Origin of the sequence: Acrocarpospora pleiomorpha (assembly GCF_009687885.1) — a bacterium.
Classification (GTDB): Bacteria; Actinomycetota; Actinomycetes; order Streptosporangiales; family Streptosporangiaceae; genus Acrocarpospora; species Acrocarpospora pleiomorpha.
Genome location: NZ_BLAF01000101.1, coordinates 1 through 25,309, shown reverse-complemented (window position 1 = coordinate 25,309; position 25,309 = coordinate 1). Strand labels below are relative to the sequence as shown.

Sequence of the window (25,309 nt, the reverse complement as noted above, 5' to 3'; positions counted from 1 at the left end):
GTGCCTGTCACCCGGCCTTCGTGGTGACGAGGCGATCGATCCTGACGGCGGCGGCCTTGAACTCGGCCGTGCCCGCGATCGGGCAGGTGGCCTCGATGGTCAGCGCGTTCGTGTCCACCTCGTCCGGGAAGTGCATGGTCATGAAGACCAGCCCGGGACGCAGCGCCGGGTCGATGTAGACGGGCGCGACCACGGCCCCGCGCCGGGAACTGATCCTGACCTCTTCTCCAGCGGTCACGCCCAGCCGGGCCGCGTCCTCGGGAGAGAGCTCGATGTTCTCCCCGCGGCGCAGCGGCGAGGCGAACCCGGAGGACTGCACGCCGGTGTTGTAGGAGTCCAGCCGCCGGCCGGTGGTGAGCCGCAGCGGGTATTCCTCGTCGAGCAGGTCGACCGGGGGAGAGTGCTCCAGCACGGCGAACGGCGCGAGCCGCCCACGTTTGGCCGGATCGGTCTCCCAGAGGCGGCCGTGCAGGAACGGCGGTTCGAGCGAATCCTCCGACGGGCACGGCCACTGGATGCCCTGCAGGTCGGCCAGCCGCTGGTAGGACATGCCCGCGTGGGCGGGGGAGAGGCCGCGGACCTCGTTCCACACCTCTTCTGCGCTCTCGTACCGCCAGTCGTGACCGAGCCTGCGGGCCAGCTCGCACAGGATCCAGATGTCGTCGCGGGCCTCGCCCGGGGGGACCAGCGCCTTGCGCACCCGCTGCACCCGGCGCTCGCTGTTGGTGAAGGTGCCGTCGCTCTCGCACCAGGCCGCCCCGGCCGGCAGCACCACGTCGGCCATCTGCGCCGTCTTGGTGAGGAAGATGTCCTGCACGACCAGGTGGTCGAGCATGCTCAGCCGCTTGATACAGCTCAGCGAGTCGGCCTCGGACTGCACGGGATTCTCACCGATGAGATAGCAGGTGGTGACCTCCCCCTCGGCCATGCCTTCCAGCATCTCGGTCAGATTCCGCCCGTATCGCGGCTGGATGGGCGTCTGCCAGGCGGCCTCGAACCGGGCCCGGATCTCCGGGTCCAGAATGTCCTGGAAACCGGGCAGCCGGTTGGGGATGGCGCCCATGTCGCCGCCGCCCTGCACGTTGTTCTGCCCGCGCAACGGCGAGAGCCCGGACCCATAACGCCCGACGTGTCCGGTGAGCAGCGACAGGTTGATGAGCGCCCGCACGTTGTCGGTCGCGTTGTGATGCTCGGTGATGCCCAGCGTCCAGCAGAGCTGGGCCCGATCCGCCTGCGCGTAGGTGTGCGCGAGCTCGCGGATCGCGGCGGCGGGGACGCCGGTGACCTGCTCGGCCACGCTCAGCGTCCACGGTTCCACCGAGGCCGCGAACTCGGCGAAGCCCTCGGTGGCCCGCTCGATGAAGACCGTGTTGTGCAGCCCGGCATGGATGATCTCCCGGGCCACCGCGTGCGCCAGCGGGATGTCGGTGCCCACGTTCAGCCCCAGCCACCGGTCGGCCCACTCGGCCGTCCCGGTGCGCCGCGGATCCACGGCGAACATCCGGGCGCCCTTGCGGATGCCCTTCAACACGTGCTGGAAGAAGATCGGATGCGCGTTCCGCGCCGCCGAGCCCCACATGATGATGACGTCGGCGTCCTCCACCTCCTGATAGGAGGAGGTTCCGCCGCCGCTGCCGAACGCGGCCGAGAGCCCGGCGACGCTCGGCGCGTGGCAGGTGCGATTGCACGAGTCCACATTGTTGGTGCCCATCACCACGCGGGTGAACTTCTGGCCCACATAGTTCATCTCGTTGGTGGAGCGCGCGCACGACAACATGGCGAACGTGTCGGGACCGTGCGCGGCCACGTTGCGCCGGAAGCCCTCGGCGGCCCGGTCGAGCGCCTCCTCCCAGGTCGCCCGGCGCAACTCGCCGTTCTCCCTGACCAGAGGATGGGTCAGCCGATCGTAGTGCTCGGCACGGTTCCTCTTTTTCATGGCCCCAATCCTTTCCAGAATTGTATACAGCCTACGGTATTCGCTGTCATGCCGACGCCACAAGCCTGACCTGCTCATCAAGCAGGTCGGTGACCGCGTGCACGGCGCGCAGCGTGGGCACCGAGGCCCCGGTCAGGTCGGCCAGTTCCACCACGGCGGCCAGCAGCACATCGAGCTCGAGCGGTTTGCCCTTCTCCAGGTCCTGCAGTGTGGAGGTCTTGTGCTCGCCGGCCCGCTCGGCCCCGGCCAGCCGGCGCTCGATGGAGATCCGGGGATCACAGCCGACCCGCCTCGCCACGTCGACCGTCTCGCGCATCATGGTCACGACCACCTCGCGCGTGCTCCGATGGCGGCAGATGCCCGCCATGGTGGCCCGGGTCAGCGCGCTGATCGGGTTGAAGGCGACGTTACCCATCAGCTTCACCCAGATGTCGTGCCGCAGATCAGCCTCGACCGGGCATTTGAGATCGCCCGCGATCATGGCCTCGCTCAGCTCGACACAGCGCGGCGACAACTCGCCGCTGGGCTCCCCGATCGAGAACCGGGTCCCCTCCAGGTGGCGGATCACGCCGGGTTCCTCGATCTCGGTCGCCGCGTAGACCACGCAGCCGATCGCCCGATCCAGCGGCAGCGCGGCCGTCACCGCGCCGCCCGGATCCACGCTCTCGATGCGATAGCCCTGGTAGGGCCCCGGAAGCCGGTGGAAATACCACCACGGGATGCCGTTCTGGGCGGCGACGATCGATGTCGTCTCGTGCAGCAGCGGTTTGATCATTTCTCCGGCCGCGGCGTAGGAGTTGGCCTTCAGGCCCAGGAAGACATGGTCAACCGGTCCTATCTCGCGGGGATCGTCAGTGGTGTTCGGATGGGCGGTGAAGTCCCCGCGCGGGCTGAGCACCCGCACGCCGGACTTCCGCATGACCGCGAGATGCTCCCCGCGGGCGATGAGATGCACCTCGACGCCGGCGCGATGCAGGGCGGCCCCCACATACGCGCCGATGGCGCCGGCGCCAAGAACAGCGACCTTCACAATCAAGCTCCGTTCTCGCGTCGACCGTGCATTCGGTATACAGTATGGAAAGTTTGAAGGTCAAGGAGTCGCCCATGACTGTCGTTTCCGGCGTCCGGCCCGTCCGCACGGACGTGCCCTGGGATCAGGCGCGCCGCGTCGCCTACCGCGCCGCCGCTCCGCTCCCCGTCGCCGACCTGCCCTTTTCCGGTGCGTGCGGCGGCCGCCTGGCCGAACCGTTGCACGCGCTCATCCCGTTGCCGAGGGACGACGTGGCCGCCATGGACGGCTACGCCGTGGCCGGTCGGCCGCCCTGGCGGGTGGTGGGGCAGGTGCTGGCCGGCGGGCCGCCACACGGGGGGACGCTGCGGTCCGGCACCGCCGTCGAGATCGGCACCGGCGCCCCGGTCCCGATCGGCGCCGAGGCCGTGTTGCCGTATGAGGCGGCCACCGGCATCGATGGCGCGATCATCGGCGAGGTCGAGCCGGGGCGGCACATCCGGCGGCGCGGCGAGGACTGCGCCAGGGGCGAGCCCGTGCTGGCCGCCGGAACCCTGGTCACGCCGGTCGTGCTCGGCCTGGCCGCCGCGCTCGGTCACGACCTCCTCGGCGTGCGGCCGCGGCCGGTCGCCGAGGTCCTGGTCACCGGGGATGAGGTGGTGCCCAGGGGAGTCCCGGGCCCTGGCCGGGTCAGGGACGCGGTCGGTCCGATGTTGCCGGGCCTGATCGCCTGGGCGGGCGGGGAGGCCCTGCCGCCCGTCTACCTGCCCGACGGCGAAACCCTGCTGGCCAGGGCGCTCGCGGACGGGACCGGCGATGTGATCATCGTGTGCGGAGCCTCCTCGCGAGGGCCCGCCGACCATCTGCGGGACGTGCTGGCGGCGTTCGGGGCGACGGTTCTGATCGACGGCGTGGCGGTCCGTCCCGGGCATCCGCAGCTGCTGGCCCGGCTCCCCGACGGGCGGTTGCTGATCGGGCTGCCGGGCAATCCGTTCGCGGCGCTGGCGGCGGCGCTGACGCTGCTGGCTCCGGTGCTGCGCGCGCTGGCCGGGCGGCCGGAGGCGATGGGCGAGTCCGCCGCGCTGGCCGTGCCGATCAGGTCTCATCCGGCCGACACGCGGCTGGTGGCGGTGCGGCGGTCGGCGCGCGGCGCCGTGCCGACCGGGCATGACCGGCCGGGTTCGCTGCGCGGGCCCGCGCTGGCCGACGCGCTGGCCGTGCTCCCGCCCGGCTGGGACGGCGGTCCGGTCGAGCTGCTGGCTCTGCCGGTGGAGCCGGGTCCGAGCCAGTAGGCCGAAACCTCTGGACATCCCAGGGACAGGAGGGTAACCATGTTCCTCATACGGTATGCAGTATGGCGTAGACATGAAGCAGAACGTCTCCCGGAAGGACGACACAGATGACGGAGCCAGTGCCGCAGGCAGCGGACGCGCCGGAAATGATCTCCGGCGGCCACCTGGTGGCGAAGGCCCTAAAGGCGGAGGGGATCGACGTGATCTTCACGCTCTGCGGCGGCCACATCATCGACATCTACGACGGCTGCGTGGACGAGGGCATCGAGGTCATCGACGTCCGGCACGAGCAGGTGGCCGCGCATGCCGCTGACGGCTACGCGCGGATCACCGGCAAGCCGGGCTGCGCGGTGGTCACGGCCGGCCCCGGCACGACCGACGCGGTGACCGGTGTGGCCAACGCTTTTCGCGCGGAGAGTCCGATGTTGCTCATCGGTGGTCAGGGCGCCCTCAGCCAGCACAAGATGGGCTCGCTGCAGGACCTGCCGCACGTGGACATGATGACCTCCATCACCAAGTTCGCGGCCACGGTCCCGGGCACGGAACGGGTGGCCGACATCGTGTCGATGGCGTTCCGCGAGTGCTACAACGGCGCGCCGGGCCCGTCCTTCCTGGAGATCCCGCGGGATGTGCTCGACGCGAGCGTGCCCGTGGCCAAGGCCCGGATTCCGGAGGCCGGGCGCTACCGCGCGTCCACCCGGCAGGCCGGCGACCCGGAGGCCATCGAGCGCCTGGCCGACCTGCTGGTGCATTCCGAGAAGCCGTGCGTGCTGCTCGGCAGCCAGGTGTGGACGTGCCGGGCCACCGACGACGCGATCGACTTCGTGCGGGCGCTCAACGTCCCGGCGTACATGAACGGTTCCGGCCGCGGCACCCTGCCGCCGGGCGATCCGCACCACTTCCAGCTGTCGCGGCGTTACGCGTTCACCGAGGCCGACCTGATCATCATCGTCGGCACGCCGTTCGACTTCCGGATGGGCTACGGCAAGCGCCTGTCCAAGTCCGCGTCGGTGGTCCAGATCGACCTCGACTACCGCACCGTCGGCAAGAACCGGGACATCGACCTGGGCATCGTCGGCGACGCGGGGCTCATCCTGTCCGCCGCCGCGCAGGCCGCCTCCGGGCGGGTGGACAGCGGCGCGGCCCGGCGCAAGGAATGGCTGGAGGAGCTGCGCGCGGTCGAGATCAAGGCGTATGAGAACCGCCTGTCCCGCCAGCTCTCCGGCGCCCAGCCGATCGACCCCTACCGCCTGGTCCACGAGATCAACGAGTTCCTCACCGAGGACACCATCTACATCGGCGACGGCGGCGACATCGTCACCTTCTCCGGCCAGGTCGTGCAGCCCAAGTCGCCCGGCCACTGGATGGACCCGGGCCCGCTGGGCACCCTCGGCGTCGGCGTCGCGTTCGCCATGGCGGCCAAATACGCGCGCCCTGACAAGGAGGTGCTCTGCCTGTTCGGCGACGGCGCCTTCAGCCTCACCGGCTGGGACTTCGAGACCATGGTCCGCTTCGACCTGCCGTTCATCGGCGTCATCGGCAACAACTCCTCCATGAACCAGATCCGCTACGGCCAGGCCGCCAAGTACGGCGCCGCCCGCGGCCGGGTCGGCAACACCCTCGGCGACGTGCGCTACGACGAGTTCGCCCGGATGCTGGGCGGTTACGGCGAGGAGGTCAGGGACCCGGCCGACATCCGGCCCGCGCTGGAGCGTGCCCGCGAGTCCGGCAAGCCCGCGCTGATCAACGTATGGGTCGATCCGGAGGTATACGCCCCCGGAACCATGAACCAGACGATGTACAAGTAGGGGAGGACCGGCATGGGAAAGGCCCTGGAGGGCGTCCGCGTCCTCGACATGACCCACGTGCAGTCCGGCCCGTCCTGCACCCAGCTGCTCGGCTGGCTCGGCGCCGACGTCGTCAAGCTGGAGGCGCCCACCGGCGACATCACCCGGCAGCAGCTGCGTGACCTGCCCGGCGTGGACAGCCTCTACTTCACGATGCTCAACTGCAACAAGCGCAGCATCACGCTCAACATGAAGAGCGCGCGCGGCAAGGAGCTGTTCACCGGCCTGGTCAAGGAGGCCGACATCCTGGTCGAGAACTTCGGCCCCGGAGCCGTCGACCGGATGGGCTTCACCTGGGAGCGGCTGCAGGAACTCAACCCCCGCCTGGTGTACGCGTCGATCAAGGGCTTTGGTCCGGGGCGGTATGCCGACTTCAAGGCGTATGAGGTGATCGCCCAGGCGATGGGCGGTTCGATGACCACCACCGGCTTTGAGGACGGCCCGCCGCTGGCCACCGGCGCCCAGATCGGCGACTCCGGCACCGGCGTGCACGCCGTGGCCGGCATCCTGGCCGCCCTCTACCAGCGCGGCCAGACCGGCCGGGGCCAGCGGGTCCAGGTCGCCATGCAGCACGCCGTGCTCAACCTGTGCCGGGTCAAGCTGCGCGACCAGCAGCGGCTGGCGCACGGCCCGCTCCGGGAGTATCCGAACGAGCTGTTCGGCACTGAGGTCCCCCGGTCGGGCAACGCCTCCGGCGGGGGCCAGCCGGGCTGGGCGGTGCGCTGCGCCCCCGGCGGGCCGAACGACTACATCTACGTGATCGTGCAACCCGTCGGCTGGCGCCCGCTGTCGGCGATCATCGGCCGCCCCGAGCTGGCCGAGGACCCCGAGTGGGCCACCCCGGAGGCACGGCTGCCCAAGCTCGACAAGATGTTCCAGCTCATCGAGGAGTGGAGCATCCAGCACGACAAGTGGGCGGTGCTGGACCGGCTGAACGCGGAGAACATCCCGTGCGGCCCGATCCTGTCCACCCGCGAACTGGTCGAGGACGAATCGCTGCGCGCCGAAGGCGCGGTGATCACCGTCGACCACCCCGAGCGCGGTTCCTTCGTCACCGTCGGCAGCCCGCTCCACCTCTCCGACTCCCCGGTCGAGGTGACCACGCCGCCCCTGCTTGGCGAGCACAACCAGGAGATCTACGCCGGGCTCGGCGTCACCGCCGACGAGCTGGCCCAGCTGAAGAGAGACGGAGTTGTCTGAGATGTCGAATGAGGTCGGAGAGATCCTGGGGAAGGCCAGGGCCGAGGGCCGGCTCGCGCTGACCGCCCCCGAGGGCAAACGGATCTGCGACGCGTACGGGATCGCCACCCCCGGCGAGGGCCTGGCCACCTCGGCCGACGAGGCCGTCGCGCTGGCCGCCGAGATCGGCTTCCCGGTCGTGTTGAAGATCGTCTCCCCGGACATCCTGCACAAGACCGAGGCCGGCGGCGTGCTCGTCGGCCTGGCCACCCCCGACGCGGTCCGATCCGGCTACGACCAGATCATGGCCGCCGCGCACGCGTACGACCCGAACGCCGCCATCGACGGCGTGCAGGTCCAGCAGATGGTCGGCGGCGGCCACGAAGTGATCATCGGCGCGGTCACCGACCCGACGTTCGGCAAGGTGGTGGCATTCGGCCTGGGCGGCGTCCTGGTCGAAGTCCTGAAGGATGTGACCTTCCGGCTTGCCCCGCTTTCAGGCGATGATGCACTCGGGATGCTCGATGACATCAGAGCGGCGGAAGTGCTGCGAGGTGCGCGGGGGGCCGAGCCGGCCGACCGCGAGGCGCTCGCGGGCATGATCGAGCGCGTCGGCGCCCTCGTCGCCGACCACCCCGAGATCGCCGAAGTCGACCTCAACCCGGTCTTCGCCTCGGCCAACGGCGCGGTCGCCGCCGACGTGCGCATCCTGCTCGCCGCCGAACCCGCCGTAGAGCCGGTCCGGCTGTCGCGGGAGGAGATCCTCGCCTCGATGAACCGCATCTTCAAACCGCGCGCGGTGGCCGTCATCGGCGCCTCCGCGGAGACCGGGAAGATCGGCAACTCGGTGATGCGGAACCTCATCAACGGCGGCTACCAGGGGCGGATCTATCCGATCAACCCGAAAGCCACCGAGATCCTGGGGTTACCGGCCTATCCGAACCTGGCGGCCGTGCCCGGCGAGGTGGACGTGGCCGTGTTCGCCATCCCCGCCCAGTTCGTGGCCAGGGCGCTGGAGGACGCGGGCGCCAAGGGCGTGGCCGGCGCCATCATGATCCCGTCCGGGTTCGCCGAGACCGGCAACGTCGAAGGCCAGCAGGAGATCGTGGAGATCGCCCGGCGGCACGGCGTCCGCATGCTGGGCCCGAACATCTACGGGTATTACTACACCCCGGAAAACCTGTGCGCGACCTTCTGCACGCCGTATGACGTGCGCGGCAGCGTCGCGCTGACGTCGCAGAGCGGCGGCATCGGGATGGCCATCCTCGGCTTCAGCCGGAGCACCAGGATGGGCGTGTCGGCGATCGTCGGCGTCGGCAACAAGGCCGACGTGGACGAGGACGATCTGCTCACCTTCTTCGAGCAGGACGACAACACCCGCCTCGTGGCCATGCACCTGGAGGATCTCAAGGACGGGCGCGGCTTCGTGGACGCCGCGCGCCGGATGGTGAAGAGCAAACCGGTGATCGTGCTGAAGGCCGGGCGGACCGCCATGGGCGCCCGCGCCGCCGGATCCCACACCGGCGCGCTGGCCGGCGACGACAAGGTCTACGACGACATCCTGCGGCAGGCGGGCGTGGTCCGCGCCCCAGGGCTCAACGAGATGCTCGAATACGCCAGGTCGCTGCCGCTCATGCCCACGCCGAAGGGCGAGAACGTCGTCATCATCACCGGCGCCGGCGGGTCCGGCGTGCTGCTCTCCGACGCGTGCGTGGACAACGGGCTCACCCTGATGGAGATCCCGCCCGACCTGGACGAGGCGTTCCGGGCCTACATCCCGCCGTTCGGGGCGGCGGGCAACCCGATCGACATCACGGGCGGCGAGCCGCCCAGCACATACGAGAACACCCTCAGGCTCGGCTTGACCGATCCCCGGATCCACGCCCTGGTGCTCGGCTACTGGCACACCATCGTCACCCCGCCGATGGTCTTCGCCGAGCTGGTCTCCAAGGTCGTGGCCGAGGAGCGGGCCAAGGGCAACGACAAGCCGGTGGTGGCGTCGCTGGCCGGTGACGTCGAAGTCGAGGAGGCGTGCGAATACCTCTTCGACCACGGTGTCATCGCCTATCCGTACACCACGGAGCGACCGGTGGCGGTGCTCGGCGCGAAGTATCGCTGGGCCCGCGCGGCCGGCTTGCTGAGCGGCTGAGCGCGGGCGGGGGGTCGCACCACAGCGAGGGGGCGAATCGGGGACAGGCGGGACCAATCAAAACTCCCGAGGAGGTCCATACGTGGACACGTCAAGAACACCGGCGACCGAGCACACGGCTGCCCCAGCGGATCAAGAAGAACGAGTATGGCGGGCGGGCAAACTGGAGCCGATGCCCATCCGCACGCTGCCCGACGCGCCCCCGTCGGTGCACATCCTCGGGCCCACCGTGTTCCTCGTCGCGCTCGGCGTGGGCATGGGCGAGTCCTACATGTGGCCCCGGCTGGTCCTGCTCTTCGGGCCGGAGATCAGGTGGCTGTTCCTGATCGGCGTCACCCTCCAGGCCGTCGTCATGCTGGAGATGGCGCGGTATGCGATGGCCACCGGGGAGAGCATCTTCTTCGGCGCGGCCCGGGTCTTCAAGCCGCTGATGTGGTTCTTCTTCGTCGCCGCCATCCTGGTCTACATCTGGCCAGGCCACCTGTCAGCGGGCGCGGCGGCGTTCGAAGAGATAACCGGAATTCCATGGACGGTCACGGCCGTGGTCGGATTACTCCTGGTCGGGACTGTTTTCAGCCTGGCCAAAGTGATCTACAGCTTCCTGGAGAGCGTGCTCTCGGTCCTGATCGGCACGCTCGTGGTGAGCACCGCGGTCGTGGCGGCCATGGTCGGCACCTGGAGTGACGTGGTGAACACCATCACCGGCATGTTCTCCTTCGGCTACCTGCCGTCGGAAGCCATGTCGGCGGCCTGGTTCCCCGTCATCGTGGGCTCCATCGCCTTCGCCGGTCCCTCGGGCATGCAGCAGATGTGGTACACGCTGCATCTGCGCGACTCCGGCGCCGGTATGGGTGCGCACATCCCGCAGATCCGTGGTCTCCGGCACGCCGGCGAAGAGGAGGCCATGCCGTCGCGCGGCTTCATGTTCGACACCGAGAACCCGGAGGAGATGCGCAAGTGGAAGGGCTGGCGGCGCTGGGTCACCTTCGACGCGCTGCTGCTCTTCTGGGGCATCACGATGCTGGTGACGATCTCATTCACCGTGATCGCCCAGGCCGCGGCCAGGAACACCCCCGGGGTCAAGGACGTGATCGAGAACGGTGAGCGGGGGGCCGCGCTCACCGCGATGGCCGACTCCTTCGCCTCAGCGGGCAGCTCCATCCTGGGCGGGGTCTTCCTCGGCTTCATCGCGCTGATCGGGCTGAACGCCACCCTCGGCCTGTTCGACTCGTTCTCGCGCGGCCAGGCGGACATGACCTACCACTTCGTCCGCGGCGCCAAGCGGCTGCGCATGTCGCACCTCTACGCCGCGTTCCTGTGGGGCGTCATCGCCTTCGGCATCCTCATCCTGCTGTTCGGTCCCGCGGACGGGCCCAGTGGCATCCTCGACACGCTGGCGTTCCTGTCAACGTTCGCGATGGGCGCCTACTGCGTCACACTGCTGCTGGTGAACAACCGGATGCTGCCCAAACCCATCCGGCCCAAGATCTGGACGAACCTGATCATCGGCTTCGGCGCGGTGTTCTATCTCGGCATGCTGCTCTACAGCCTGTTCGCGTTCGGCGTGGTAGTGGGCTGACATGGCGCCTGGACGATCATTCGGACGACACTACGCGGAGCTCGCATTCCCGGGGCTGTCGATCGGAGTCGTCGCCGGCGCCATGGCCGGTGGGCTGACCCTCCTCGCGGGGCAGTCCACCGGCTGGGCCGCCGTCTCGGCGCTCGCCCTCGCCCTGCCGCTCGGCCTGTTCGGCGGGGTGTACGGCACGCTGCTCGGCCCACGCCTCCTCGGCGGCAGGTTCAGCAGCTTGTTCCGGCCCGGCGTCTTCGCCCCGGCCGGGGTCTTCTGGCTCATCGCCTTCCCGCTGTCCCGGCTGTTCCAGGAGACGGCCGCGGGTCTCGTCCTGCACGGGGAGGTGTTCCTGTCCGGCGGTCTGGGTGGCTTCCTCGCCTACCAGGCCATGGTCAGCCTCGGCTTCGCCATCGGGTTCCTCTGGCTGCACGAGCGCTTCATGCCGCAGTGGCTGATGCGCTTGACCGACCACAACCCCGAGGCGGCCCTGCTGCTGCGGCGGTATGTCGAGCACGCCGAAACGTTGTCGCGCGCCCGTGACCGGCGTCGGGCCAAGACGAAGAAAGGAGCTCGATGAACCTGCCCATCTGGGTGTGGCTCACCACGATCGGCGTCTTCGCCCTGGTACTGGCCTTCGACTTCTATCTGGTCGCGCGCAACCCGCGCGAGCCGTCCTTTCGCGAATGCACGTGGTGGGTGCTCTTCTACGTGGCGCTCGCGGCGGCGTTCGGCGGCGGGTTGCTGCTCGTGGCCGGGCCCGCCCGAGGCGGCGAGTTCTTCGCCGGATGGATCACCGAGTATTCGCTCAGCATGGACAACCTGTTCGTCTTCCTTCTGATCATGAGCCGGTTCTCGGTGCCCCGGCAGTACCGGCAGAAGGTGCTGCTGGTCGGCATCGTGATCGCGCTCCTGATGCGCGGTCTGTTCATCGCGGCCGGAGCCGAGGCCGTGTCCAGGTTCGACTGGTTGTTCTATGTGTTCGGCGCGTTCCTGGTCTATACGGCGTGGAAGCTCATCGGACATGAGGAGGAGGAAGCCGAGTTCTCGGAGAACATCGCGATCCGTGCGGTACGGCGGGTGCTGCCCGCCACCGACGTCTACCACGGGGCGAGACTCACCGTTCAGGTCGCCGGCCGCCGGCTGGTCACGCCGATGCTCATCGTCATGGTGGCCATCGGGACGACGGACCTGCTGTTCGCCCTGGACTCGATTCCGGCGATCTTCGGATTGACCCGGGAGCCGTATCTGGTGTTCACAGCCAACGTGTTCGCGCTGATGGGCCTGCGCCAGCTGTTCTTCCTGATCGGTGGTCTGCTGGACCGCCTTGTCTACCTCAGCAAGGGCCTGTCGATCGTGCTCGCCTTCATCGGCGTCAAGCTCATCCTGGAAGCCCTGCACCACGACGGAGTCTCCTGGGCGCCCGAAGTCCCGATCCTGGTCTCCCTGGGCGTCATCATCGGCACCCTGGCCCTGACCACGATCGCCAGCCTCATCAAATCCCGCTCCGACAACCGTCGCGCGGCCGCCCAAATCCAACGCGAACCCGCGGAAGTCGACAACTAACCCCACAGGGCGAAGAGCAGGCCGGCCCCGCAAACCTCTCCTGAAACCCTCCACCCACTCTCCTGAAACCCCCACCCCACCCAGGCGGGCGGCCCTCCCCGGACCGCCCGCCAACCCTTTCGGCTTCACAATCCAGTCATTCAACAAAGCCCACATGGACGACCCCCATCTCACATATCGGGATCGCCTGCCCTTTCCACAGCGCCTTCCGGGGTTGTGAAGGTTGCCTTCCAAGCCAAGGGATCACTTTCTAAACAAAGCTTGGCGAGCCGCCAAGGTCACCTTCCGGGCTTCGCAGGTAATATCGCCTTTCCGAGGGGGTCCGGCGCCTTTCAAAGAGCTTCGTGGGTACCGAGGTCGCGTTTCCAGAAGCGCTTCTTGGTGAGCCGCCGAGGTCGCCTTCCGGGTTTCACGGGTAATGTCGCCTTTCCAAGGGGCTCGGCGCCTTTCAAAGAGCTTCGTGGGTACCGAGGTCGCGTTTCCAGAAGCGCTTCTTGGTGAGCCGCCAAGGTCGCCTGTCCGAGCTTCACGGGTTGCCGATGTCGTCTTTCCAAGGGGTTTGGGGGGACCGTCAATGTCGCCTTTCAAGAGCTTCGCGGAGTGCCGAGGTCGCGTTCCCAAAAGCACTTCGGGAGTGCGAAGGGTCAATTTGCCAAGATCTCCCGGAACGCCGAGAGGTCACCAGCGAATCTGAGTGCCCACAGCAGCCCTTCGGCGGTGATCCGGGAGTGCCAAGAATTCCGAGCAGCGCCACGGTGGAGTTCCTGGAGTGCTGAGAATTCCGACAGGATGCCGTCGCCATTCTTGGCGTCGGTGTGGCGAGGACCGTCGCCCGCGTGATCGGCGCCGGATAACGGAGAGCAAGTCGGTGAACTGCTCATTCTGTTGGACCTCGGCGTCGATTGACGGTGAGGTCTGGCTGGTCTTGGAGCGAAATCCCTTGGTGGCCGGGTGCCCTGTGCTGGGCTACTGACGGATCCGGGGCCTGGAGGGATTCACTTGGGGGAGCCGGTGGGGGACGCTCGCGGAGGCCGCGGCGGGCAGTGGTCCGGCTCTTCCCCTGGTAGTCAGATCTGGGTGCTTAGATCTGGTGTCTGGATTTGGGGTGCTCGGTTTCGGGTGTTTGGTTCCTGGGTGTTTGGTTCTAGATGGTCGGTTGATGGGCTTGCTCGATGGTGCTCGGATTAGCGGGGGTGGTGGTCGCCGGAGCGATCGGCGGGAGTGGTGGTGGGGTGTTGTTCGGTAGTCCAGCGGCGCAGATGTTGATCGGCGTCGTGGGCGGAGTAGTAGTTACGCATCGCGGTCGCCAGGCCCAGGCCAAATGGGCCACCGTCGGCAGTGCCGCTGTCGGGTCTGTCGCGGAGATTGCGGAGCCGGTGCAGAAACGTCTTCATGGAGGTCACCTCCTTTCCGTTCCATCCTCTACCCGGCGTGTTTCAGGGAAACGGGCGGCCGATGAAAGGCGTGTCAACTTGTGGCGGCGGCACGCGGCCGGCGACGCCGGACCGGTGCGGACACGCTTTCCTCGCCCTGGCTGGCCCGCTGCTCCAGGTAGGAATGCCGGGTGTGCTCGGTGTGTCGGCGCATGATCTCGGCGGCCTGGTCCTCGTCGCCGTCCGCGATCGCGTCGATCAGCGCGGTGTGCTCGTCCCAGGACGCCCGTCCACGCTGCCGGGCGACCGGCGTGTGATACCACCGGACCCGCCGGGCGACCTGCGAGGTCAGCTCGGCGAGGACCTGGTTGCCGGACAGCGAGGTCACCGCGGCGTGCAGTTCGGAGTTGGCGGCCACCGAGCCGTCCACATCGTCGGCTTCGAACGCGGTCAGGCCACGGGCGCACAACATACGCAGGTGTGCTACTCCCGGCTCGTCCGAGTTGCGCGCGGCCAGGCGGGCGGACTCGGTCTCCAGCAGGGTGCGCACGGCCAGCAGCTGGTCGGCCTCCGCGACGGTCGGCGCGTGCACGAACGCGCCGTGGCCCGGACGCAGATCCACCCACCCTTCCCCGCTGAGCAACTGGAGCGCCTCGCGCACGGGCTGCCGCGAGACCCCGAGGATGTCGGCCAACTCGTTCTCGACCAGATGCTGGCCGGGCTCCAGATTCCCCACGATGATCAGCTCAAGAATCGCTTCGAACACACTTTCCCTGAGCGTCGTGGGCCGGGCGATCTTCGCAGTGGCTCCCTGGTTCGCGAGCATTCGTTCTCAACTCCAGAATGGGCGGCATTTTCGCCGAAAGTCTGACGTCTAAATGTTTGTCGTCGACTGCCTACAGCATACATTCTTTGTTACTACGGCCTGGGGTGAGATCGATCACAGCACTCTGATGGGGAGGGTCGCGGGCAATCCGGGCCTTCGTAACAGCCCGCACAGCCCCACCGCGCCGATCGACAGAGCGGCCGCGGCGAGGAACGCCGCCACGATGTCCATCGACCCCCAGATCGCGAGACCCACCCCAGCGGATCCCGCGACGGCCTTGGCGGAGTAGACCACACCATGAATGCCCGACATGCGTTCATCGCCGAAATACTCCCGGACCAATGACGCGATCAGCGGATAACACGCCCCGCCTCCGATCCCGGCGAGGAGCACCCCCACCAGGGCCAGCAGGCCCGCACCGAGCCCGGCACCCGCTGTTCCCACCTCAGCTCCGGCCTGCACTGCGGCATGGACTCCGGCATGGACTCCAGCGCCCTCGATCTGGATCGCGGCCATACCTCCGGCTTGGATCGCATCCTGGACTCGGGCCTGGGCTTCGATCTGGGCGCCGGCCTGAGCCCCGAGCTGGGCTCCGAGTTGGCCTTCGGTTTGAGCGGTCAGCCCGGCCAGGGCGAGCAATGCCTGTCCTGTGCCCAGTGACAGCAGCACCAGTGACAGGACCTTGGGCCGGCCGAACCTCTCCGCGAGCAGGACCGCGCCGGATCGCCCCGAACCGTTCAGCAGCAACATCAGTGCGATGAACGCGACCATGATCGGGCCTGTGGCGTCCAGGGTGATCGCCATGGCGATCACGTTGAAGATCCCGATCGCCCCCGCGACCACCAGGATCAACGCCAGAACGGCCAGGCACCGGGTGCGGGCCGCTTCGCCGAGCGAGAACTGCCGCGCCGCCCGGGGCTGCCGGTGGAGGACCGATCGGTCCAGCGCCCAGGCGCGCGGATCGACCTCCGGCGGCCACCACAGCGACGGCGGCGTGCGCAGCAGCGAGGCCGCCGCCGTGACGACGATCACGACTATCCCCGCCGCCACCAGGAATGCCGGGCCGAGCAGGTCATGGTCGAGGCCGACGGCCACGGCCAGCGGAATCGTCCCGTAGGCGAAAGCGCCGGTCACGACGCTGACTCTGATGGCCGGGCGATCCGGGTACCAACGGGCGACCGTCTGGGTGCAGGCGCCGTACACCAATCCCGCTCCGATGCCACCGAGCAGGCCGTACCCGACGATGAGGGCGGTGGGCACGGGAAGGCCGGAGAGGGCCGGGGGGTGGCTGACGGCGGCGACGGTGAGCAGGGCCGCGCCGGACAGGAGCGCGCCGAGGCGGAGCGCTGAGCGGGCTTGGAGCCGGCCGCGGGAGAGCAGGATCGCGGTGGCGAGGGCGGTGATCGCCTGGCAGGCCAGCCAGACGGCGAGCGGGATGAGCGTGCTCGCCAGTGGTAACCCCAGGGCCGCGGCGAGTTGCGGGGAGATGGCGGCGTAGCCGTACTGCATGGGGGCGATGGCCGCCATGGCCGCGCAGGCCGACCACAACATCCACGTGCGGGGACGGCGGAGCAGTTCGGTGGCGGAGGGGCCGACGAGGTAGATCCTGCCCCGCCAGTCACGGACCTCGATTGCATTCTGCATACTGTATGGAATATCCCAGGTACCAGTTCCCTGTCCAGGGCTGGACGAGGCACATGCCATACGGTATACCGTCTACAGGAACCGGTTGAGGAGGGCTCGATGGATCTGTACGAGCATCAGGCGAAGGAGCTGTTCGCCCGGCACGGAGTCCCGATTCCCGGGGGTGCGGTGGCGACCACGCCGGCGGAGGCCGGTGCCATCGCCACCGAGCTGGCGATGCCGGTGGTGGTGAAGGCGCAGGTCAAGGTCGGGGGGCGGGGCAAGGCGGGCGGCATCAAGGTCGCGCCTGGCCCGGCTACGGCCGAAGGGGAGGCGCGCGCGATCCTTGGGATGGACATAAAGGGGCATATCGCCCGCAGCGTGCTGGTCGAACCGGCCACCGTGCTCGTGGAGGAGTATTACGCGGCTTTCCTCGTCGACCGTGCCAACGGCGCGTTCCTCGCGATGGCCTCCGCCCAGGGTGGCATGGACATCGAGGAGGTCGCGGCCACCAGCCCGGAAGCCTTGGTGCGGTTGCCGATCGACCCGCTGACCGGAGTCGATCAGCAGATGGCGCGGCTGATCGCCGAGCGGGCCGGGCTGCCGGAGGAGATCCGCACGGAAATCGCCGATGTCCTGGTCCGGCTCTGGCGGGTCATGGTCGAGGAGGACGCGGTTCTCGTCGAGGTCAACCCCCTGGCCCGCACGGCCGACGGCCGCGTGATCGCCCTCGACGGCAAGGTCACCCTCGACGAGAACGCCTCCTTCCGCCATCCGGCCGGGGATTCCGATCCCGGCCACGGTGACGACATCGAGAGCCGGGCCAAGGCCAAGGGGCTCAACTACGTGAAGCTCGACGGCGAGGTCGGAGTGATCGGGAACGGCGCGGGGCTGGTGATGAGCACGCTCGACGTCGTCGCCCAGGCGGGTGCCCGGCCGGCGAACTTCCTGGACATCGGCGGCGGAGCGTCCGCCCAGATCATGGCCGATGGGCTGGGGATCATCCTGTCCGACCCGGATGTGAAGTCGGTCCTGGTCAACGTGTTCGGCGGGATCACCGCCTGTGACGCGGTCGCGGACGGGATCGTCGCCGCGCTGGACTCGCTGGGGGAGCGCGGCCACGGGCACTCGATCGTCGTCCGGCTGGATGGCAACAACGCGGAGGCGGGTCGGCTGATTCTGAGCCGGGCCGCGCATCCCTCCGTCCGGCAGGTCCCGACCATGGACGGCGCCGCCGAAGAGGCGGCCCGGCTGGCCCGTTCGGCTGCGTGAGGAGCGGCAAAGATGGCGATCTTCCTGACCAAAGACAGCAGAGTGCTCGTTCAGGGCATGACCGGCGGCGAGGGAACCCGGCACACGGCCCGCATGGTGGCCGCCGGAACCACCGTGGTGGCTGGAGTCACCCCGGGCAAGGGCGGCTCAACCCATCAGGGCATTCCGGTGTTCTCGGGCGTGGGCGAGGCGATGGAGGCGACGGGCGCGGACGTCTCGGTGGTCTTCGTGCCGCCCAGGTTCGCCAAGGGCGCCGTGCTTGAGGCGGTCGATGCGGGCATCGGGCTCTGCGTGGTCATCACCGAGGGCGTGCCCGTGCATGACACGCTGACCTTCCTCGCCCGGGCCCGCGCTTCCGGCCGGACCAGGATCATCGGCCCGAACTGTCCCGGGCTCATCACCCCGGGCTTCTCGAACGCCGGGATCATCCCGGCCGACATCACCACGCCCGGTCGCATCGGTCTGGTCTCCAAGTCGGGCACGTTGACCTACCAGCTCATGTATGAGCTGCGTGACTTCGGCTTCTCCACGGCCGTGGGCATCGGGGGTGACCCGGTGATCGGGACCACTCACATCGACGCGCTTCAGGCCTTCCAGGAGGACCCGGGCACCGACGCCATCGTGATGATCGGTGAGATCGGCGGCGACGCCGAGGAGCGTGCCGCCGCCTACATCGAGCAGCACGTGTCCAAGCCCGTCGTGGCCTACGTGGCGGGCTTCACCGCTCCCGAGGGCAAGACCATGGGCCACGCGGGTGCGATCGTCTCCGGTTCGGCCGGAACCGCCCAGGCCAAGAAGGAAGCTCTGGAGAAGGTCGGCGTCCGCGTCGGCAAGACCCCCAGCGAAACCGCCCGCCTCATGCGATCCCTGCTGGAGAGCTGATGACCTTGTGCCGAATCAGGAGGAACCCGTCCCTGGGGGTGGAGGGCGTGGACGCGGTCCCAGCGCTCTTGCGCCGAAGCGGGCGGAGGGCTGTCCGCCGGGGCGGCGACAGTGACGCGGCCCCGGTTGGAGCGCTCGTCGCCTCGCGCCGAAGCGGGAGGAGCCCGTGGGTTGGGGCGGACGGTGTTGGAGTGCTCGTCGCCTCGCGCGGAAGCGGGAAGGGCCCGTGGGTTGGGGCGGATGGCGTTGGAGCGCTCGTCGCCTCGCGCCGAAGCGGGAAGAGCTCGTGGGTTGGAGCGGGTGGCGTTGGAGCGGATGGCATGGTGCGGACTCTGGTGGAGGGCTCATGACGCTCAGCGGGAGGGAGAAGGTGCCATTCGCCGGGGGAGACGGAGGGTTCGCGTTCGATGTCAATCTGTCGATCCTGTTCACCGAGTTGCCCTTGCTGGAGCGGCCGGAGGCGGCGGCGAAGGCGGGGTTCGACGCGATCGAGTTGTGGTGGCCGTTCGACGGGCCGGTGCCGGCGGATCTGGAGCTCGACCGGTTGCGGCGGGCGATCGGCGACGCGGGAGTGCGGCTGGTCGGCCTCAACTTCGACGCCGGCGACATGGCCGCGGGCGATCGCGGATTGTTGTCCGATCCGCGCACGACGGACCGGTTCCGGGCCAACGTGGAGGTGGCGGCGGGACTGGCCGAGTCGCTGGGCTGCCGGGTGCTGAACGCGCTCTACGGCAACAGTGCCTCCGATGTGCCGGTTGAGGCGCAGCGGGAGGTCGCGCTGGGCAACCTGCTGCTCGCGGCCGAAGCCGCGGCCGGGATCGACGCGGTGGTGGTCGTGGAGGCGCTCAACTCGCATGAGAACCCGCGCTATCCGATCACCTCCTCGGCCGCGGCGTTCGCGGTGATCGACGATGTCGGCGTGCCCAACGTGGCGTTCCTGGCCGACCTCTACCACCTGCACCGGATGGGGGAGGACGTGCTCGCGTTGATCGACGAGAGCGTCTCGCGCTTCGGGCACGTGCAGGTCGCCGACGATCCGGGGCGTGGCCAGCCGGGGTCGGGCGGCATGCCGTACCAGGAGATCTTTGAGCGGCTGGCCTCGGTGGGCTACCGGGGTCATGTCGGTCTTGAGTACCGGCCCACCGGCCCGAGTGCCGACAGTTTCGCCTGGAGGAACGGATGAACATCGGATTCATCGGGCTCGGGATCATGGGGACCCCCATGGCCGCGAACCTGGTCAGAGCGGGTCACACCGTCGTCGGCTACGACGTGAGCGAGCGGCGGCTCGACGAGCTCGTCAGTTACGGCGGGAAGGCGGCGGGCAGCCTGGCCGAGGCGGTCGCGCAGGCGCATGTGGTGATCACCATGCTGCCCGACTCGCCGCAGGTCGAGGAGGTCGTCTTCGGTAGCGCCGGGCTGCTGGAGTACGGCGCGCCCGGGCTGCTGCACATCGACATGAGCACGATCAGGCCGGAGACCTCCCGGCGGGTGGCCCAGGCCGCGACGGTCAAGGGCATCAGGGCGATCGACGCCCCCGTGAGCGGCGGCGAGCGCGGAGCCGTCGACGGCACGCTCTCGATCATGGTCGGCGGGCGGGCCGAGGACGTCGAATCCGCCCGCGACGTGCTCGGGGTGCTCGGCACGACGATCGTGCACGTGGGCCCGTCCGGGGCGGGCCAGACCGTGAAGGCCGCCAACCAGCTCGTCGTCGGCGGGATCTACGGGCTGGTCGCCGAGGCGATCGTGCTTCTTGAGGCGTCGGGGGTGGACCCGGCGGCCGGCCTCGACGTGCTCGCGGGCGGGCTCGCCGGGTCCCGCATCCTCGAACTCAAGCGGCACTCCATGATCAAGCGGGAGTTCGCCCCCGGCTTCCGGATCGACCTGCACGACAAGGACATGGGCATCATCATCGCCGCCGCCCGGGAGGCCGGCGTGGCGCTGCCGCTCACCGGAGTCGTGGCCCAGCTCATCGCCGCCGCCCGCGCCCAGGGCCATGGCTCGCTCGACCACTCGGCGCTGCTCAAGGTCATCGAAAGGATCAACGCATGAAGCGGATTCCGTGCATGGAGGCCGTGGTCGCGGTCCTGGAGTCCGAGGGCGTCGACACCGTCTTCGGCATCCCGGGCGCGGCGATCCTCCCGCTCTACGCGGCCCTCCAGCACAGCTCGATCCGGCACATCACGGTGCGCCACGAGGAGGGCGGGACGCACGCCGCCGACGGCTGGTCGCGGGTGACCGGAAACGTCGGGGTCTGTATCGGGACCTCCGGGCCCGCCGGGACCAACATGATCACCGGGCTCTACACGGCGCTCGCCGACTCGATCCCGATGATCTGCGTCACCGGGCAGGCCGAGCGCGCCAAACTCCATCAGGAGTCCTTCCAGGCGGTCGACATCGTGGAGATCGCCAGGCCCGTGACGAAGTGGGCCGTCCAGCTCAAGGAGCCCGCTCAGGCGCCATGGGTGTTCCGGGAGGCGTTCCGGATCGCCCGCTCCGGGCGGCCGGGCCCGGTGCTCATCGATCTGCCGATCGACGTCCAGCGGGGCACCTGCCGCTACGATCCCGAGCTGGACGCGCCGTTCCCGGTGGACGTGCCGGAACCGACGCCTACGGCCGTGCGGGCGGCGGTGGACATGCTCGCCCGAGCCGAGCGGCCGCTGATCCTGGCCGGGGGCGGGGTGATCATCGCTGACGCGACGGCCGAGTTGCGGGCCCTCGCCGAGCATCTTCAGGTTCCGGTCCAGGTCACGCTGATGGGCAAGGGCGCCTTTCCCGAGGATCACCCGTTGTTCGCGGGGATGGCGGGAATCCAGACGCAGACGCGGTGGGGAAACGCGGCGTTCCTGGAGAGCGATCTGGTGCTCGCCGTGGGGGCGCGGTTCGGGGATCGGCACACCGGCGACCTCGATGTGTATCGGAAGGGCCGCTCGTTCATACACGTGGACATCGAGCCGACCCAGATCGGGCGTGTCTTCGAGCCCGATCTGGGGGTGGTCGGGCATGCCCAGCCGACTCTCGCCGCGATGGCCGCCGAGGCGCGTCACCGGACCAAGCCGCAGCGGGCCGGCCGGTGGGCGCGCCGGGTCGGGGAGCTGCGCGACACGATGGCGCGGCGCGACGACTTCGACGATGTCCCGATCAAGCCGCCCCGGGTGTTCCGGGAGATCAACGAGTTCTACGGGCCCGACACGACGTTCGTGACCGCGATCGGGCTCTACCAGATCTGGTCCGGGCAGTTCCAGCGCACCTACCTGCCGCGCCGCTACCTCGTCTGCGGTCAGGCCGGGCCGCTCGGCTGGGAGATCCCGGCCGCGATGGGCGTCAAGTGCGCCTTCCCGGATCGTGAGGTCGTGGCGGTCGTGGGCGACTACTCCTTCCAGTTCCTGATGGAGGAGATCGCGGTGGCCGCGCAGTATCGGATCCCGTTCGTGATTGTGATGATCAATAACGAGTATCTCGGGCTGATCAGGCAGGCGGAGATTCCGTACGACATGAACTTCGCCGTCGACCTGCACTATGGCGAGGGCGGAATCGATCACGTCAAGGTCATGGAGGCGTTCGGCTGCCCGGCTCGTCGCGTCGAGTCCCCGGGTGACCTCGAAGGTGCTCTGGCTTGGGCGAGTGCCGAGTCCGCGCGCGAGGGGCTCCCCGTCCTCGTCGAGGTCATGGTCGAACGTGAGGCCAATGCCGCCATGGGCCGTTCCCTCGACGCCATCAAGGAGTTCGAGCCCTTACCGCGCCTGGCCCACGCCATCGACTGGTCCGACTGAGCGTCGACCGACGTCGAAGAGTTCGACGATTCGTCCCAGTACGGCATTACCCCGGCTTCTGAGGTGGACCAGTTGGAGCTGGGGAGTTCGACGACTTGCCCACCCGGGAGCTAGGGGTGGGCGGGTGGAGAACCGCTCCGGTGGCTTCGACCAGCCTCGCCGATCGACCTTCCGTCCATGGTGACGGTTCGCCGCATATCCGCAGGAAAGGAAGACCTGATGCCGCTCGTTCTCAAGCCGGGCACGTCCTGGCAGGACGCGTACAGCCGGTGTTGCGCGGAGGCGCCGGAGGCGTTTCACGATGACCGGGTGCTCAACCACTGGGGCGGGATCTGGCAGCGTGACGGGAGGCCGGTGCCGGGGGTCACGCCGGTGGACGGGACGACGATCGCGGGGCCGCCCCGGCTGGATCGCTCGGCGGCGGTGCGGGCCGTGCGGGCCGCGTTCGACGACCATCGGCAGTGGCGGCATATGCCGCTCGCCGAGCGGCAGGCGCGGGTCACCGCGGCGCTGGACTCGATGACCGAGCATCGGGAGCTGCTGGCGCTGCTTCTGGTGTGGGAGATCGGCAAGCCGTGGCGGCTCGCGCTCGCCGACGTGGATCGCTGTATCGAGGGCGTGCGGTGGTATGTCGAGGAGATCGAGCGCATGCTCGCCGGGCGTGTGCCGTTGCCCGGGCCGGTCAGCAACATCGCCAGCTGGAACTATCCGATGAGCGTGCTGATGCATGCCATGCTCGTGCAGGCGCTGGCGGGCAACGCGGCCATCGCGAAGACTCCGACCGACGGCGGGCTGTCCTGTCTCACCCTGGCCTGTGCGCTGGCCGTGCGGGAGGGGGTGCCGTTGACGCTGGTCAGCGGGGGAGGGGCCGAGCTCTCACCGGCGTTGGTGCGGGGGCAGGAGCTGGGCTGCGTCTCCTTCGTGGGAGGGCGGGACGCGGGTGGGCAGGTCGCCACCTCACTGGCCGATCTCGGACGGCGGCACGTGCTGGAGCAGGAGGGTCTCAACTGCTGGGGGGTCTGGGACTTCAGCGATTGGGAGACCCTGTCGCGGCAGATTCGCGCCACGTTCGACTACGCGAAGCAGCGGTGCACCGCGTATCCGCGGTTCGTGGTGCAGCGGTCGTTGTTCCATGAGTTCGTGGCGGCGTATCTGCCGGCGGTGCGGGGGGTGCGGTTCGGGCATCCGCTCGCGGTGGAGTCGCCGGACGATCCGCTGCCCGAGCTCGACTTCGGGCCGCTGATCAACAACGCGAAGGTGAAGGATCTGACCGATCAGATCGACGAGGCCATCGCCAAGGGTGGCGTGCCGTTGTTCCGCGGCTCGCTCGACGATGGCCGGTTCCTTCCCGGTCAGGACATATCCGCATACCTGGCGCCGGTGGCGATCCTCACCCCACCCGGATCCTCGCCGCTCTTCCACGCCGAACCCTTCGGGCCTGTGGACACGGTCGTGCTCGTCGACACCGAAGCCGAACTGCTGGCCGCGATGAACGCCAGCAACGGCGCCCTGGTCGCGACCATCTCCTGCGACGACGCCCGCACCGCCCGCCGTCTCGCCACCGAAGTCCGCGCCTTCAAGGTCGGCCTCAACAAGCCACGCTCCCGCGGCGACCGCGAAGAGCTCTTCGGCGGCCTCGGCGGCTCCTGGCGCGGCGCCTTCGTCGGCGGCGAACTCCTCGTCCGCGCGGTCACCCAGGGCCCCGAGGACGAACGCCTCCCCGGCAACTTCCCCGACTACACGACCATCCCCGACCGCGCCATCGCCTAGCGGCTTCACGTCCGACAAGGCCGTGGCTTCTAAGGTCGCGGCGTCGGGCGTGCAGACCCGGCGCCACGGCGTCGGACGCGGTCATCCGGCGGACGCCGCGCGAGGCATATCTCCGTCATATTCAGGGATGACCGTGTAGTCAATCTGCACATCCTCGATGGCCTGTCCAACGCGATCTGGATCTTCGAGAACCTGTTCAGGCCCAACCAGGCGCCGGTGTGAACGTGGTCGCGGCAGCACTGATCCTGCTGTCGGTGCCGCCGATCGGGCTTGCCCAGCGAATCAGCGGAGAGGCCACCGCTATTAGCCGTCTGCAGCGAGAAGGAGAAAGCCGCGAATGACGCCGGCGCTCGCAGGAGCCGTGGCCCGTCATAAGTGCCGGGCCATAGCCGGCGGCACAAGAGGTTGCCGATCTGGCTTGCCCAGCGGATCACGGGCGAGGCCACCCGCTAGGCCTGTTCTTCGTGGGTTGAGGGTCTGCGGGTTGGTGTGCGGCTCCTGATTGGGAGTGGCGGATGGCTCTTCGGATGGTGGCGGATAGGTAGATCTTTTCGCTGGGTGCGTGACCTGCGGTTTTGTCGCGGATCAAGGCCGGGTTTTGTCGTAGGTGCCAGATAGCGTTGGGGTGGTTGTTCGGGATCTGCCGAAGCGGAAAGGGGGGCGTCTTCCATGCTCGGGTCTCCGTTCGAGGTGCGGGATCCCTCCCGTGCGGAGGGTGCCTGCGGACGCGAGGTGCCCGCGTTCTTGAAGGGCACGGTGCTGGACCCTGACTATGTCCCGCCCCAGCGCTCCGCCGACGACGCACACGTATGGCAGCACTTCCTCCACGGCCGCCCCACCGACGCCGACCGCTCCACCGACTCTGGCCGTTTCACCGACGGTGCCCGCTCCACCAACACCGGCCGCGCCACCGACGCCAGCCGCTCGGCGGGGCCGGAGGCCTCCAGTGGGCCGGTGGGTTCGGGGGTGCTGGTGGCGGAGCTGAGGCAGCGTGCGTCCCTGCTTGCGGTGTCGGACTTGCCTGAGGGTGCCGGGTTGTGTGTGGGTGAGACGGAGGAGTTGCTGTTCACGCGGGATCGGCTGGACTCGGCGATCGCCGCGCGGGTGGGGCGGGTGCATGCGGCCGGTGAGGCCAGGAGTGCCGGTAGTGGTGGGCATGCCTCGACCGGGACCTGGTTGCGTGCTTCGGCGGGGATGAGCGGCGGGGGTGCCTCTCGTCTGGTCCGGCTGGCGACTCAGCTGGCC

20 protein-coding genes are annotated in these 25,309 nt (G+C 68.9%); 15 read left to right on the top strand and 5 right to left on the bottom strand.

Annotation, left to right across the window (positions count from 1 at the left end):
- Positions 1-7: 7 nt before the first annotated feature.
- Both Aple_RS48570 and Aple_RS48565 read right to left on the bottom strand, forming a co-directional pair.
- Complete coding sequence (locus Aple_RS48570; protein WP_155351585.1) at positions 8-1,936, bottom strand: molybdopterin oxidoreductase family protein; 1,929 nt, start codon at positions 1,934-1,936, stop codon at positions 8-10.
- Between the two features lie 46 nt (positions 1,937-1,982).
- Positions 1,983-2,966, bottom strand: a complete 984-nt coding sequence (locus Aple_RS48565) for a 2-dehydropantoate 2-reductase (RefSeq protein WP_155351584.1) — start codon at positions 2,964-2,966, stop codon at positions 1,983-1,985.
- Between the two features lie 74 nt (positions 2,967-3,040).
- Between Aple_RS48565 and Aple_RS48560 the strand changes: the two genes are divergently transcribed.
- The 7 genes from Aple_RS48560 (at position 3,041) to Aple_RS48530 (ending at position 12,548) form a co-directional block, all read left to right on the top strand.
- Complete coding sequence (locus Aple_RS48560; RefSeq protein ID WP_155351583.1) at positions 3,041-4,237, top strand: molybdopterin molybdotransferase MoeA; 1,197 nt, start codon at positions 3,041-3,043, stop codon at positions 4,235-4,237.
- 107 nt (positions 4,238-4,344) lie between these two features.
- A complete protein-coding gene (locus Aple_RS48555; protein ID WP_155351582.1) occupies positions 4,345-6,045 on the top strand; it encodes a thiamine pyrophosphate-binding protein in 1,701 nt (566 codons plus the stop codon).
- Between the two features lie 12 nt (positions 6,046-6,057).
- Positions 6,058-7,284, top strand: a complete 1,227-nt coding sequence (gene frc, locus Aple_RS48550; protein WP_155351581.1) for a formyl-CoA transferase — start codon at positions 6,058-6,060, stop codon at positions 7,282-7,284.
- Position 7,285: 1 nt separating this feature from the next.
- Complete coding sequence (locus tag Aple_RS48545) at positions 7,286-9,412, top strand: acetate--CoA ligase family protein (RefSeq protein ID WP_155351580.1); 2,127 nt, start codon at positions 7,286-7,288, stop codon at positions 9,410-9,412.
- Positions 9,413-9,584: 172 nt separating this feature from the next.
- Entirely contained in the window at positions 9,585-10,991 is a 1,407-nt protein-coding gene (locus Aple_RS48540) for an Nramp family divalent metal transporter (RefSeq protein ID WP_155351579.1), read from the top strand.
- 1 nt (position 10,992) lies between these two features.
- Positions 10,993-11,562 carry a hypothetical protein gene (locus tag Aple_RS48535; protein ID WP_155351578.1) on the top strand — a complete coding sequence of 190 codons (570 nt, stop codon included), beginning with the start codon at positions 10,993-10,995 and terminating at the stop codon, positions 11,560-11,562.
- Complete coding sequence (locus Aple_RS48530) at positions 11,559-12,548, top strand: TerC family protein (RefSeq protein ID WP_155351577.1); 990 nt, start codon at positions 11,559-11,561, stop codon at positions 12,546-12,548. Before Aple_RS48535 ends, Aple_RS48530 begins: the two co-directional genes overlap by 4 nt.
- 1,184 nt (positions 12,549-13,732) lie before the next feature.
- On the opposite strand, the gene Aple_RS48525 is transcribed toward Aple_RS48530, so the two are convergent.
- The 3 genes from Aple_RS48525 to Aple_RS48515 all read right to left on the bottom strand — a co-directional run bounded on the left by Aple_RS48525 (position 13,733) and on the right by Aple_RS48515 (position 16,391).
- Positions 13,733-13,942 carry a hypothetical protein gene (locus Aple_RS48525; protein WP_155351576.1) on the bottom strand — a complete coding sequence of 70 codons (210 nt, stop codon included), beginning with the start codon at positions 13,940-13,942 and terminating at the stop codon, positions 13,733-13,735.
- A gap of 73 nt (positions 13,943-14,015) precedes the next feature.
- The gene (locus Aple_RS48520) at positions 14,016-14,747 is read right to left on the bottom strand and encodes a GntR family transcriptional regulator (RefSeq protein WP_155351575.1); all 732 of its coding nucleotides are present in this window, start codon (positions 14,745-14,747) and stop codon (positions 14,016-14,018) included.
- A 114-nt stretch (positions 14,748-14,861) separates the two neighbouring features.
- Positions 14,862-16,391, bottom strand: a complete 1,530-nt coding sequence (locus Aple_RS48515) for an MFS transporter (protein WP_155351574.1) — start codon at positions 16,389-16,391, stop codon at positions 14,862-14,864.
- 99 nt (positions 16,392-16,490) lie between these two features.
- Between Aple_RS48515 and sucC the strand changes: the two genes are divergently transcribed.
- From sucC to Aple_RS48475, 8 genes are all read left to right on the top strand, one after another.
- Positions 16,491-17,642 carry an ADP-forming succinate--CoA ligase subunit beta gene (gene sucC / locus Aple_RS48510; RefSeq protein ID WP_155351573.1) on the top strand — a complete coding sequence of 384 codons (1,152 nt, stop codon included), beginning with the start codon at positions 16,491-16,493 and terminating at the stop codon, positions 17,640-17,642.
- Positions 17,643-17,654: 12 nt separating this feature from the next.
- Complete coding sequence (gene sucD / locus Aple_RS48505; RefSeq protein ID WP_155351572.1) at positions 17,655-18,524, top strand: succinate--CoA ligase subunit alpha; 870 nt, start codon at positions 17,655-17,657, stop codon at positions 18,522-18,524.
- A gap of 346 nt (positions 18,525-18,870) precedes the next feature.
- Positions 18,871-19,707, top strand: coding sequence for a hydroxypyruvate isomerase family protein (locus tag Aple_RS48500; protein WP_155351571.1), 837 nt, complete (start codon positions 18,871-18,873; stop codon positions 19,705-19,707).
- Complete coding sequence (locus Aple_RS48495; RefSeq protein WP_155351570.1) at positions 19,704-20,573, top strand: 2-hydroxy-3-oxopropionate reductase; 870 nt, start codon at positions 19,704-19,706, stop codon at positions 20,571-20,573. The genes Aple_RS48500 and Aple_RS48495 overlap by 4 nt, the downstream gene beginning before the upstream one ends.
- Complete coding sequence (gene gcl / locus Aple_RS48490; RefSeq protein WP_155351569.1) at positions 20,570-22,294, top strand: glyoxylate carboligase; 1,725 nt, start codon at positions 20,570-20,572, stop codon at positions 22,292-22,294. The genes Aple_RS48495 and gcl overlap by 4 nt, the downstream gene beginning before the upstream one ends.
- Before the next feature lie 219 nt (positions 22,295-22,513).
- Positions 22,514-24,064: an aldehyde dehydrogenase family protein gene (locus Aple_RS48485; RefSeq protein ID WP_155351568.1), complete on the top strand. Its 1,551-nt coding sequence runs from the start codon at positions 22,514-22,516 to the stop codon at positions 24,062-24,064.
- Between the two features lie 218 nt (positions 24,065-24,282).
- A complete protein-coding gene (locus tag Aple_RS55915; protein ID WP_281361713.1) occupies positions 24,283-24,405 on the top strand; it encodes a hypothetical protein in 123 nt (40 codons plus the stop codon).
- Positions 24,406-24,733: 328 nt separating this feature from the next.
- Positions 24,734-25,309: hypothetical protein (locus Aple_RS48475; protein WP_155351567.1), on the top strand; the 576-nt coding region annotated here is incomplete at its 3' end.

What these genes read in the sequence shown, in the direction of transcription:
- Aple_RS48500 (WP_155351571.1), top strand. Translation starts at nt 18,871, where the DNA reads ATGACGCTCAGCGGGAGGGAGAAGGTGCCATTCGCCGGGGGAGACGGA.
- sucD (WP_155351572.1), top strand. Translation starts at nt 17,655, where the DNA reads ATGGCGATCTTCCTGACCAAAGACAGCAGAGTGCTCGTTCAGGGCATG.
- Aple_RS48485 (WP_155351568.1), top strand. Translation starts at nt 22,514, where the DNA reads ATGCCGCTCGTTCTCAAGCCGGGCACGTCCTGGCAGGACGCGTACAGC.
- Aple_RS48540 (WP_155351579.1), top strand. Translation starts at nt 9,585, where the DNA reads ATGCCCATCCGCACGCTGCCCGACGCGCCCCCGTCGGTGCACATCCTC.
- Aple_RS48560 (WP_155351583.1), top strand. Translation starts at nt 3,041, where the DNA reads ATGACTGTCGTTTCCGGCGTCCGGCCCGTCCGCACGGACGTGCCCTGG.
- sucC (WP_155351573.1), top strand. Translation starts at nt 16,491, where the DNA reads ATGGATCTGTACGAGCATCAGGCGAAGGAGCTGTTCGCCCGGCACGGA.
- Aple_RS48495 (WP_155351570.1), top strand. Translation starts at nt 19,704, where the DNA reads ATGAACATCGGATTCATCGGGCTCGGGATCATGGGGACCCCCATGGCC.
- Aple_RS48535 (WP_155351578.1), top strand. Translation starts at nt 10,993, where the DNA reads ATGGCGCCTGGACGATCATTCGGACGACACTACGCGGAGCTCGCATTC.
- Aple_RS48525 (WP_155351576.1), bottom strand. Translation starts at nt 13,942, where the DNA reads ATGAAGACGTTTCTGCACCGGCTCCGCAATCTCCGCGACAGACCCGAC.
- Aple_RS48545 (WP_155351580.1), top strand. Translation starts at nt 7,286, where the DNA reads ATGTCGAATGAGGTCGGAGAGATCCTGGGGAAGGCCAGGGCCGAGGGC.
- Aple_RS48515 (WP_155351574.1), bottom strand. Translation starts at nt 16,391, where the DNA reads ATGCAGAATGCAATCGAGGTCCGTGACTGGCGGGGCAGGATCTACCTC.
- Aple_RS48570 (WP_155351585.1), bottom strand. Translation starts at nt 1,936, where the DNA reads ATGAAAAAGAGGAACCGTGCCGAGCACTACGATCGGCTGACCCATCCT.
- Aple_RS48520 (WP_155351575.1), bottom strand. Translation starts at nt 14,747, where the DNA reads ATGCTCGCGAACCAGGGAGCCACTGCGAAGATCGCCCGGCCCACGACG.
- frc (WP_155351581.1), top strand. Translation starts at nt 6,058, where the DNA reads ATGGGAAAGGCCCTGGAGGGCGTCCGCGTCCTCGACATGACCCACGTG.
- gcl (WP_155351569.1), top strand. Translation starts at nt 20,570, where the DNA reads ATGAAGCGGATTCCGTGCATGGAGGCCGTGGTCGCGGTCCTGGAGTCC.
- Aple_RS48530 (WP_155351577.1), top strand. Translation starts at nt 11,559, where the DNA reads ATGAACCTGCCCATCTGGGTGTGGCTCACCACGATCGGCGTCTTCGCC.
- Aple_RS48555 (WP_155351582.1), top strand. Translation starts at nt 4,345, where the DNA reads ATGACGGAGCCAGTGCCGCAGGCAGCGGACGCGCCGGAAATGATCTCC.